General features: G+C 71.0%; 9 protein-coding genes. 2 read left to right on the top strand and 7 right to left on the bottom strand.

Annotated features, from left to right (window positions below; all coding sequences use genetic code 11):
- Positions 1–13: 13 nt before the first annotated feature.
- The 7 genes from nuoE to G443_RS18195 all read right to left on the bottom strand — a co-directional run bounded on the left by nuoE (position 14) and on the right by G443_RS18195 (position 6,653).
- The gene (nuoE, locus tag G443_RS18225; RefSeq protein ID WP_026419566.1) at positions 14–775 is read right to left on the bottom strand and encodes an NADH-quinone oxidoreductase subunit NuoE; all 762 of its coding nucleotides are present in this window, start codon (positions 773–775) and stop codon (positions 14–16) included.
- Entirely contained in the window at positions 772–2,148 is a 1,377-nt protein-coding gene (locus G443_RS18220; RefSeq protein ID WP_026419567.1) for an NADH-quinone oxidoreductase subunit D, read from the bottom strand. The genes nuoE and G443_RS18220 overlap by 4 nt, the downstream gene beginning before the upstream one ends.
- Positions 2,145–2,843: an NADH-quinone oxidoreductase subunit C gene (locus tag G443_RS18215; protein ID WP_245588885.1), complete on the bottom strand. Its 699-nt coding sequence runs from the start codon at positions 2,841–2,843 to the stop codon at positions 2,145–2,147. The genes G443_RS18220 and G443_RS18215 overlap by 4 nt, the downstream gene beginning before the upstream one ends.
- A gap of 91 nt (positions 2,844–2,934) precedes the next feature.
- Entirely contained in the window at positions 2,935–3,486 is a 552-nt protein-coding gene (locus tag G443_RS18210) for a NuoB/complex I 20 kDa subunit family protein (RefSeq protein ID WP_016698904.1), read from the bottom strand.
- Positions 3,487–3,516: 30 nt separating this feature from the next.
- Positions 3,517–3,882 (bottom strand): NADH-quinone oxidoreductase subunit A, encoded by a 366-nt coding sequence (locus tag G443_RS18205; protein WP_026419569.1) that lies wholly within the window; start codon positions 3,880–3,882, stop codon positions 3,517–3,519.
- A gap of 604 nt (positions 3,883–4,486) precedes the next feature.
- A complete protein-coding gene (locus G443_RS18200; protein ID WP_026419570.1) occupies positions 4,487–5,737 on the bottom strand; it encodes a geranylgeranyl reductase family protein in 1,251 nt (416 codons plus the stop codon).
- 226 nt (positions 5,738–5,963) lie between these two features.
- Positions 5,964–6,653 (bottom strand): demethylmenaquinone methyltransferase, encoded by a 690-nt coding sequence (locus G443_RS18195; RefSeq protein WP_081715546.1) that lies wholly within the window; start codon positions 6,651–6,653, stop codon positions 5,964–5,966.
- 1,013 nt (positions 6,654–7,666) lie between these two features.
- Here G443_RS18195 and G443_RS18190 point away from each other — a divergent pair.
- Positions 7,667–8,764: an alpha/beta hydrolase family protein gene (locus tag G443_RS18190; protein ID WP_162147321.1), complete on the top strand. Its 1,098-nt coding sequence runs from the start codon at positions 7,667–7,669 to the stop codon at positions 8,762–8,764.
- 111 nt (positions 8,765–8,875) lie between these two features.
- Entirely contained in the window at positions 8,876–10,105 is a 1,230-nt protein-coding gene (locus tag G443_RS18185; RefSeq protein ID WP_026419572.1) for a helix-turn-helix domain-containing protein, read from the top strand.
- Positions 10,106–10,156: the final 51 nt, after the last annotated feature.

The following is a 10,156-nucleotide window of genomic DNA, read 5'->3' as shown; positions in this document are numbered from 1 at the left end:
TCCGTCCACTCCCCTACTTCTTCTCCGGAACCGGGGGCAGCTCCGCCTCGTCCGGCATCGCCGGGGCGGTCCAGCCCTTCTCGGCCGCGATCCGGGCGCCGCGCACCGTCTCGGGGGCGGTGGACGGTGCCTCCACGTCGCTGTCCCGGCCCTCGAAGAAGCCGGCCAGTTGGAGCTCCGCCTGGCGGAAGTCCGTGAGGGGCGCTCCCCGGGTCGGCTCCGGTCGCTCCCCGGCGCGGAGCCTGGACACCAGCTCGCTGGCCGAGTCGGGCGTCTGGTTGTCGAAGTACTCGTAGTTGACCTGGAGGACCGGGCCGAGGTCGCAGGCCGCGAGGCACTCCGCGTGTTCGAGGGTCACCGAACCCGGGGTGCCGGGTTCCCCGGCTGTCTCCTCGTGGCCGACGCCCAGTTCGCCGCGCAGGCGGGCGTAGATGTCGTCGCCGCCAAGGGCCGCGCACAGCGTGTTGGTGCAGACGCTGACGAGGTGCTCGCCGCACGGCTTCCGCTTGTACATCGTGTAGAAGGTGGCGACGGCGCTCACCTCGGCCGCGCTGAGGTCGAGGTGGCGGGCGCAGAACTCGATGCCCGCCTGGCTGACGTGCCCTTCCACCGACTGCACCAGGTGCAGCAGCGGGAGCAGGGCGGACCGGGCGACCGGGTACCGGGCGACGAGCTGGCGGGCCCGCTCGTCGGTCAGCTCGTCGAACGGGGAGCCCGTCGGCTCGGGTCCGGACGGGCCCTGGGGCGTTCCGGGCTTGTCGTGCTGGATCGTCATCGGTCCACACCACCCATGACCGGGTCGATGGAGGCGACCGAGGCGATCACGTCGGCCACCAGGCCGCCCTCGGTCATCGCTGGCATTGACTGGAGGTTCACGAAGCTGGGTTCGCGCACGTGCACCCGCAGCGGTCGGGTACCGCCGTCGGACACGACGTGGTAGCCGAGTTCGCCACGAGGCGATTCGACGGGGACGTAGACCTGGCCGGGAGGCACGTCGAAGCCCTCGGTGACCAGTTTGAAGTGGTGGATGAGGGACTCCATCGACTGGCCCATGATCTTGCGCACGTGTTCGAGGGAGTTCCCGAGCCCGTCGGGGCCGATGCTGAGCTTGGCCGGCCAGGCGATCTTGCCGTCCTCGACCATGACCGGGTCACCCTCGGTCTCGGCGAGCTTGGCCAGGGTCTGCTCGACGATCCCCAACGACTGGTCGATCTCCTCGACCCGCAGCAGGTAGCGGGCGAAGCAGTCGGCGTCGTAGGAGGTGGGGACCTCGAAGTCGTACTCCTCGTAGCCGCAGTACGGCTGGATCTTCCGCAGGTCCCAGGCCAGTCCGGCGGACCGCAGGATCGGGCCGGTCGCACCGAGCGCGATCGCGCCGTCCAGCGGCAGGTGGCCGACCCCCTTGAGGCGGCGCTGCCAGATGGGCTGGCCGGTGAACATGCGGTGGTAGTCCGGGACACGCCCGCGCATGACCTTGAGGAAGTCGCGGATCTTCTCGCCGTAGCCGATGGGCAGGTCCTGCGCGACGCCACCGGGCCGGACGAAGGCGTGGTTCATCCGCAGCCCGGTCAGGAACTCGAGCAGGTGCAGGACCTCCTCACGCTCCCGGAACCCGAAGACCATGCCGGTCGTGGAGCCGAGCTCCATGCCGCCGGTCGCGAGGAAGACCAGGTGGGAGCTGATGCGGTTCAGCTCCATGAGCAGCACCCTGATGATCTGCGCCCGGCGCGGTGCCTCGGTGCCCAGCAGCTTCTCGACCGCCATGCAGTAGGCGGTCTCGTTGTGCAGCGGCGCCAGGTAGTCCATCCGCGTGATGAACGTGACGGCCTGGGTCCAGGTCCGGTACTCGGTGTTCTTCTCGATCCCGGTGTGCAGGTACCCGATCACCAACCGGGACTGGGTGACGGTCTCGCCCTCCAGTTCGAGGACGAGCCGCAGGACACCGTGGGTCGAGGGGTGCTGCGGGCCCATGTTGATGACGATGCGCTCGTCGTGCCCCGGGGCGCTGGGCAGCTCGTCCCAGTCGCCGCCCGTGACCGTGTAGACCGGTCCCTCGGTGGTGCGTCGCTCGGCGGCGTAGGGGTCCCGCCCCTCGCCCACGGCGGTGTCGGTGCCGGTCGTGACGTCGGCAAGCCGTTCGTGACTCATGAGTACGCCCTCCGCTGATCAGGCGGCGGTATCTCGGCGCCCTTGTACTCCACCGGAATCCCGCCGAGCGGGTAGTCCTTGCGCTGCGGGTGACCGTCCCAGTCGTCGGGCATCAGGATCCGCGTCAGCGCCGGGTGTCCGTCGTAGACGATGCCGAACATGTCCCAGGTCTCGCGCTCCTGCCAGTCGGCGGTGGGGTACACCTCCACCACGCTCGGCACGTGCGGGTCGTCGACCTCGAGCGTGACCTCCAGCCGGATGCGGCGCCGGAAGGTCATCGAGGTCAGGTGGTAGACGGAGTGCAGCCGCTGCGGGACCTCGGGCCCGTAGTCCACTCCGGACACCGAGCTGCACAGTTCGAACCGGAGCGAGGCGTCGTCGCGCAGCACCCGGCACAGCGGGAGCAGGTCCTCGCGCCGGACGTAGTAGGTGATCTCACCCCGGTCGACGGTGACCTGTTGGATGGCCTCCGCCGGGATCCCGTTGTCCTCCATCGCCGCGAGGAGGTCGTCGGTGAAGTCGTCGAACCAGTCGCCGTAGGGGCGTTGGGCCGGCTGCGGGACGTGGGCGGGAAGTCGGAGCCCGCCGTACCCGCTGGTGTCACCCGAGCCCCGGACACCGAACATGCCCTGCCGCGACCTGCCGGCCACGACGCCACCCCGGGCCTCGTGCTCAGCCTCCTCCTGGGGTGACAGTTCGGCGGCGCTCGGCGGGGACTCCCCGGCGAGCGGTCCCCTGACCGGGATCTTGCGGTCGGTCTCGTCATCGCTCACGGCAAACCACCGCTCACTTCTTCTTCGCGTAGCGGACGGACGACGGGATCAGCTCGGTGCGGTGCCCGCTCTCGGCGAGCGCGGCGGCGCGCTTCGGACCGAGCGGCTCGTCCATGACCTTGGCGTGCAGCTTCAGGATGGCGTCGAGCAGCGCCTCGGGCCGGGGCGGACAGCCAGGCAGGTACATGTCCACCGGCACGACGTGGTCGACGCCCTGCACGATCGCGTAGTTGTTGAACATGCCGCCCGAGGAGGAGCACACGCCCATCGCCAGCACCCAGCGCGGCTCGGGCATCTGGTCGTAGATCTGGCGCAGCACCGGCGCCATCTTCTGGCTCACCCGCCCCGCGACGATCATCAGGTCGGCCTGCCTCGGTGTGGCGCTGAACCGCTCCATCCCGAACCTGGCGATGTCGTAGCGCGCCCCACCGGAGGTCATCATCTCGATGGCGCAGCAGGCCAGCCCGAAGGTGGCCGGCCACATCGACGTCTTCCGGCTCCAGTTGACCAGCTTCTCGACGGTGGTCAGCAGGACCCCGCTCGGCAGCTTCTCTTCCAGTCCCATGACTCTCGCGTGTCCTCCCCGCTCGCCGACCTAGTCCCAGTCCAAGCCGCCGAGGCGCCATTCGTAGACGAAGGCGATGGTCACGGCGAGCAGGAAGACCCCGACGGCCACCAGCCCGAAGACCCCCAGCCCGCCGGCGGCGACGGCGTAGGGGTACATGAAGACGACCTCGACGTCGAACAGGATGAACAGCATTCCGGTCAGGTAGAACTTGACCGGAATTCGACCGCCGCCGGCGACCGGCACCGGCGAGGGTTCGATCCCGCACTCGTAGGCGTCGAGCTTGGCCCTGTTGTACCGGCGGGGACCAACAAGCGGCGCGACCGAGACCGAGAACACCGCGAACCCGGTTGCCAGTACGAACAGCAACACGAGGGGGAGGTAGGACTCCAACACGTCGCCGTCCTTTCATCCTCGCCACTCCCGGCGGCAGAGCCGCCGCCCGAACGAACCCTAAGGGTGGCTATTTCACAAAAACTTCTTAGGCGAGCCTAAGTAGTCCCTCCCGGCATCACTCTCCCGAGTGAGACCGGCGCCCGCCGGACTTCCGCCAGGACCGTAACCACCCGCGGAAGGCAGTAAAGACGCAATTACTGCCCCTTTCAACCAACAGAGCGTGTTCGGTACCTCCCCCCGCCGGCGGGGGTCACCCCGCGCGGGCGGGCCGGAAACGGCCCGCCCGCCTCGTCGGAGCCACCCGCCACGTGGCGGGCGCCCGACGGGGCGCCCACGACCTGCCAGCTCCGTGATCAGGAGAAACGCCTCGACGGTCCGGGCCCGTCAGCGCGACGGACCAGCACGTCCCGACACCCACGGGGCGGGAGGACCCGGACCGGTTCCGGCCAGCACGATGCGTGACCACCACCAGCGTCGGTCGAGGTCGGAGCCCTGGCGGCAGCCGGGACTGTGTTCTCCGCGACACTCCCCGGCCGACGCCGCGCTCCTCGGGTTCGCACTGGGCCGAACGGAGCAGGCGGGAGGCACGGACCTCCCCCGGCGGTCAGGCGCTCGGGCTCATCCGGACCGCCGCGCTGATCATCCGGTCGAAGGCGTCGCCGTCCTTGGGGTCGTACAGGCCGGCGAGCAGCTTGAGGACCAGGCGCATCAGCGTCTCGATCGGCAGGCCGTACTTGGTGGCCGTGCGCATGATCACGGGGTTGCCGATCAACTTGCTGAAGATGTTGCCGAGGCGGTAGTAGCCGCCCAGCTGCTGCCGCAGGGCGACGGGGTAGCGGGAGAGGGCGTGCTCGCGGGAGGCCGGCGTGGGGCGGGAGAGCGCGTGGACGACGCAGTCGGCGGCGAGCTTCGCGGACTGCATCGCGTAGGCGATGCCCTCACCGTTGAACGGGTTGACCATGCCCCCGGCGTCCCCGACGAGCAGCAGGCCGTCGCGGTAGTGGGGCACCCGGTTGAAGCCCATCGGGAGGGCGGCGCCACCCACCTTGCCGACCGCGTTGTCCTCCCGGAATCCCCACTCCTCCGGGGTCCCGTCGAGCCAGGACCGCATCAGGGCCCGGTAGTCGGTGCGCCCGTAGGCCTTCGACGTGGACAGGATGCCCAGGCCGGCGTTGACCGTGCCGTCACCCATCCCGAACAGCCACCCGTAGCCCGGCAGCAGCCGAGGGTTCGCCGGGTCGCTCCGGTCCCACAGCTCCAGGTGGGACTCCAGGTAGTCGTCGGTGGTGCGGGGGCTGGTGTAGTAGCGCCGCACGGCGACGCCCATCGGGCGGTCGTCGCGCTTCTCCAACCCCACCGAGAGCGCGAGCCGCGCCGACACGCCATCGCAGGCGATGGTCAGGGGTGCGCGGTAGCTGACCTCGGTGCGTTCCCGCCCCACCTTGGCGCGGACACCGACCACTCGGCCGGTGCGGTCGTCGGTGATCGCCGACACCACCGTGGTGGCCTGGTTGAGCCGAGCTCCGGCCGCCTGGGCGTGCCTGGCCAACATGTCGTCGAAGTCCTGCCTCGGGCGCACGACCCCGTAGGGCGGGTAGCTGGCCAGCTCCGGCCAGGCGAGTTCCATCCGCACGCCGCCGCCCACGACCCGGAGGCCCCGGTTGTGCAACCAGCCAGCCTCCTCGCGGGTGTCCACCCCGAGGTCGATGAGCTCCTTGACACCGCGCGGCGTCAGGCCGTCGCCGCACACCTTCTCCCGGGGGAAGGTGCTCTTCTCCAGCATCAGCACGTCGAGGCCCGCCCTGGCCAGGTGGGTCGCGACGGCGGAACCGGCCGGACCGGCCCCGACGACGATGACGTCGGCGTCCTCCTCCGGTCGGCGTCGGAGCGGGACCGCCCCCGCTGCGGCCTCGGCTGTGGGCCCGGTGGTCTCGCGGCTGTGGGGCTGCTGGGTCACGACTCGCTCCTTGTGAATCAATTCACTAACTGGAACCCGAGTCTAGGTCAATGCCTCGCACGGCTACGTACCGAGCCCGCGCCGACCGGTGCCCACCCAGGCGCGCCGGAGCGCCTCCTCGGCGTCAGGAGGGGCGGACCGCCCGGTGCAGGGCCACCGCGCCACCGACGCTGTTGCGCCAGGCCACGTCGTCCCAGCCGGCCTCCGCCACCCGCTCCGCGAGCGCCCGCTGGTCAGGCCAGTCCCGGATGGACTCCGAGAGGTAGACGTAGGCGTCGGGGTTGGAGGACACGAGGCGGGCGATCCTGGGCAACGCCCGGATCAGGTAGTTCTGGTACACCACCCGGAAGGGGCGCCAGGTGGGCGTGGAGAACTCGCAGATCACCAGCCGCCCTCCCGGACGCACGACCCTGGCCAGCTCCCGCAACGCCTGGTCGGTGTCGGCCACGTTGCGCAGGCCGAACGAGATGGTGGCACCGTCGAACGCCGCGTCGGCGAAGGGGAGGCGCAGGGCGTCGGCCGCGACCATCGGGAGCCGGCGGAACTGACCACGGCGCAGCATCCCGATGGAGAAGTCAGCGGCGACCGTGAAAGCACCTGACCTGGCCAGTTGGGCCGTCGAGACGCCGGTGCCGGCGGCGAGGTCCAGGATGCGCTCGCCAGGGCGCGGGTCCAGGGCGCGGACCATCAGGTTCCGCCAGCGCCGGTCCATGCCGAACGCCAGGACCGTGTTGGTCCGGTCGTAGTGCTGAGCGACGCCGTCGAACATCTCGGCGACGTCTCGCGGTTGCTTGTCCAGTCCAGCCCTCGGCACGAGGACAGGGTACGTGCCACCCCGCGCCCACCGGACACGGTCGGTGACAGCCGGCCCGCCCGACCCCGCCGGTTCACACGGCTCGAAGTCGGGCGGGATACGGGAGAACCATTCCTCCGAAGTCCCCCATTTCCCGCCCGCCGTTCTTCGGTGGGCACGGCCGCCGAAGAACGGTCACCTTTCCCCACGACCACCCCCGACAATTCATCTCCTCGTCCACCTTGGCGAAGGAACGGTTTCCGGAACGTCCCACCAATCGGACACGTGCCGAATTCCAGGAACTCCTGAGGAATTCCCAAACACCGCCTCGGAACTCGGGGACCGGTCGCGGAGGAGAAGACTCGGTCATCTCCGCTCCCCCCTTGGCGCGGCATTCGGGACGTCCGGATCGGATGTGGCCGCCGGCAGTGGGAGGACGCCTCCAGACCCGCGAGATGCCCACCCGGGAGGCCTCCCGACCTGCCCCGACTCCCACCACCGCTGGCCCTGGCCCGCGCCGCGAACCGGACGTCGACCACCTCACCAACGGGAGCGAGTGACCCGGTACCGACGAATCCGCGACTCCGGCACCACTGCCGAAAACCGGGCTCCGAACCGAGGCAACCATTCGGCCCCCGAAACGTCCCCGACCGCCGGAGACGGCGACCACGGTGTGGGAGGCACCACAGGGAGCCTTGGCCATCAGCCGTTTTCGAGACCCCGACCACAAAGCTTCACGAAAGCGTCACACGGCGCAGTGTGACTCCAATGACATGACCGATATCACCTTTGATCGGAGGCAACCTACCCCCTTCTCGGATCTCCGACGGGAACGCGGGTCCCACCCCGCGCCGGGCGACCACCCCTCCTCCGCGGCCCTCGCCAACCCCAGAAAAATGTGATATCTCTTTATTCGTCGGCGGACCAGCCGCGACACGACGACAGGGGGAAAGAGCGTGCTTGGATCTTCCGCGGCGCGGCGGACCCGGCCCGAGGGCCGCCAGTGGCGTCCCCACTTCGGGTCATCGAGGAGCGTGGCGAGCCGTCGAGCGCTCGTGCCGCTCCTCGCCACCGCGATCGGCCTGGCACCCGCGGTGACGGCCCACGCCACCGAGAGCACCGCGATCGGCCGGACCGGCACCATCGGTCCCGACCAGTCCGTCACCGTCGACGCCAGGGACGGCACCACCCTGCACGGGAGCCTCCGGCTTCCCGAGAACCCCGACCGGCCGGGACCAGCGGCGCTGTTGATCCCCGGCAGCGGTCCCACCGACCGCGACGGGAACCAGCCGGGCCTGGAGGCCAACACACTGCTGTCCGTCGCGGACACGCTGTCCGGCAGCGGGGTCGCCACCCTCCGGTACGACAAGTTCGGCAGTGGTGAGACAGGTGCCGACCCCGACCTCGACCCGGCCTCGCTCGAGTTCGACCTGTTCGTCGAACACGCCGCCGACGCCCTCGGGTTCCTCGCCGACCAGCCCGGTGTCGATCCCGACCGGCTCATGGTGGTCGGGCACAGCGAGGGGGGCCTGATCGCGCTGGTGCTGGCGAACGGTCAGGAGGAGACCGCGCCCTCGGTCTCCTCGCTCGCGCTGCTCGCCCCCGCCAGCCTGCCCTACCTCACCACCATCCAGCTCCAGTTGCGTGAGCAGATCCCGGAGTGGCCTGGGCGGGGCCTGATCCCCGAGTCCCGGGTGGAGCCGCTGCTCGACGCCCTCGACGACACCGTCGAGGCCATCCGCGAAACGGGCGAGATACCGCCCTGGATGCCCGCCGAGTTCTACTACCTCGGCATCTTCCACCCGAGCAGCCTCCGCTTCCTCGTCACCGCCGACCACCACGACCCCAGGGAGCTGGCCGGGGAGGTCCCCGCCGAGGTGCCCGTGCTGCTGGCCTGCGCCGGTTCCGACATCCAGGTCCCCTGCTCCATGGTCGACGAGGTCCGCTCGGCGCTGGACGACCGTCCCGCCGGGACCCTCCGGTACACCCGGCTCCCCCAGGTCAACCACGTCCTCAAGGAGGTCGGCTCCAACGGCTCGGACGGCAGCGAGTACGGGGATCCGCTCCCCTTCTCCCGCCGGCTGCGCGCCGAGCTCTCGGTGTTCTCCCTCCGGCACCTCTGGCTGGGCTGACGCCGTCGGACTGGCCGGACCACCCTCGCGAGCAGCTCTTTCACCCGCTCGCGGGGGGTGGCCCGCCCTAGACTGGGCGCCGTCCACGGCGGACGACCCGGGGGTGGCCAGATGGTCGAGAGCGCCGACCCGGTCCAGATCGGACACCGCGTGCGCGTGACCCGGCGCCGCCGGGGGCTCACCCAGGAAGCCGTCGCCAGGCGGGCCGGGATCAGCAGGCCGTACCTGGCGCTGTTGGAGTCGGGTCAACGCCGGTTCGACAGGAGCGGTCTCCTCACCGCCCTCGCCTCGGCGCTGTCCTGCTCCACCGTCGACCTCACCGGCGAACCCCACCCGTCCGCCGATCCCTCCGGCACGGCGGCGCTGTCGCTCCTACCGGCCATCACCGCGGCCCTCTACGGCTGCGACCTCGACGACGCGCCCGACCAGGAGACCCGACCGGTCACCGAACTGCTCGCCTCGGCGCACCGCGCCAACAGGCACCGGGACGCCGCCCGCTACGGGGCCTCGGCTGCCGGCCTGGCGCCGTTGCTCACCGAACTGCACGTCGTCGCCGCCCACGGGCGGGACGAGGAACGGCGGCAGGCGCTGCGCGGCCTGGCGTTGGCCTGCTACGTCGCCTTCAGCCTGACCAGGAACCTCGGTCACCCCGAACTCGCCGGCGAGGCGGCCCGACGCTGCTACCGGGCCGCGCGGCGGCTGGAGGAGCCGGCCTACCTCGCCTTCGCGGCCTGGCAGTACGGCACCGCGCTCGAACGGCTCGGCGCGCACCGGCGGGTACGGGCGCTGCTGGAGCGGACCGTGGACGAGGTGGCGGCCAGGGCCGACCCGACGGCCGAGGACACCAGCGTCGCCCAGGCGTACGGGATGGTGCACCTGGCGGCCGGCCTGCACGAGGCCAGGACCGGCGGCACCGGGGCCGAGCACCTCGAGGAGGCGGCGGCACTGGCCGCGCGCACGGGCGAGGGCGGCTTCCTCCGCCTGCACTGGGGGCCGACGAACGTCGCCCTCTGGCGGCTGGCCACCGAGGCGGAGGCTGGCGACGGGCCGGCCGCGGCCGAACGGTTCCGGCGGTCGGGGGTCGACCCCGGTGCCCTCGGCTCGCCGGAACGCCTCGGTGCGCACCACCTGGACCAGGCGTTGGCCTGGGGGCAGGCCGGCGGTTGCCGGGACGCCGACGCCATCCGCTGCCTCCGACTCGCCGAACGCGCGGCCCCCACCCGCACCAGGCACGACGCGAGGGCGTGCGAACTGCTCGACGACCTCCTGGCCCGGGCTCCCCGCGCCAGCGCGGAGCTGACCTGCCTCCGGGTGAGGTTCCACCCCTCGCACCGAGAGTGACCGATGTAACACCGGCTGTGACAACGTCCCGTACAGTGCGGCGACCGGCGG

It is taken from the genome of Actinoalloteichus caeruleus DSM 43889 (genome assembly GCF_000429185.2).
GTDB classification, from domain to species: domain Bacteria; phylum Actinomycetota; class Actinomycetes; order Mycobacteriales; family Pseudonocardiaceae; genus Actinoalloteichus_B; species Actinoalloteichus_B caeruleus.
This window is presented reverse-complemented; position numbering and strand designations above follow the sequence as displayed.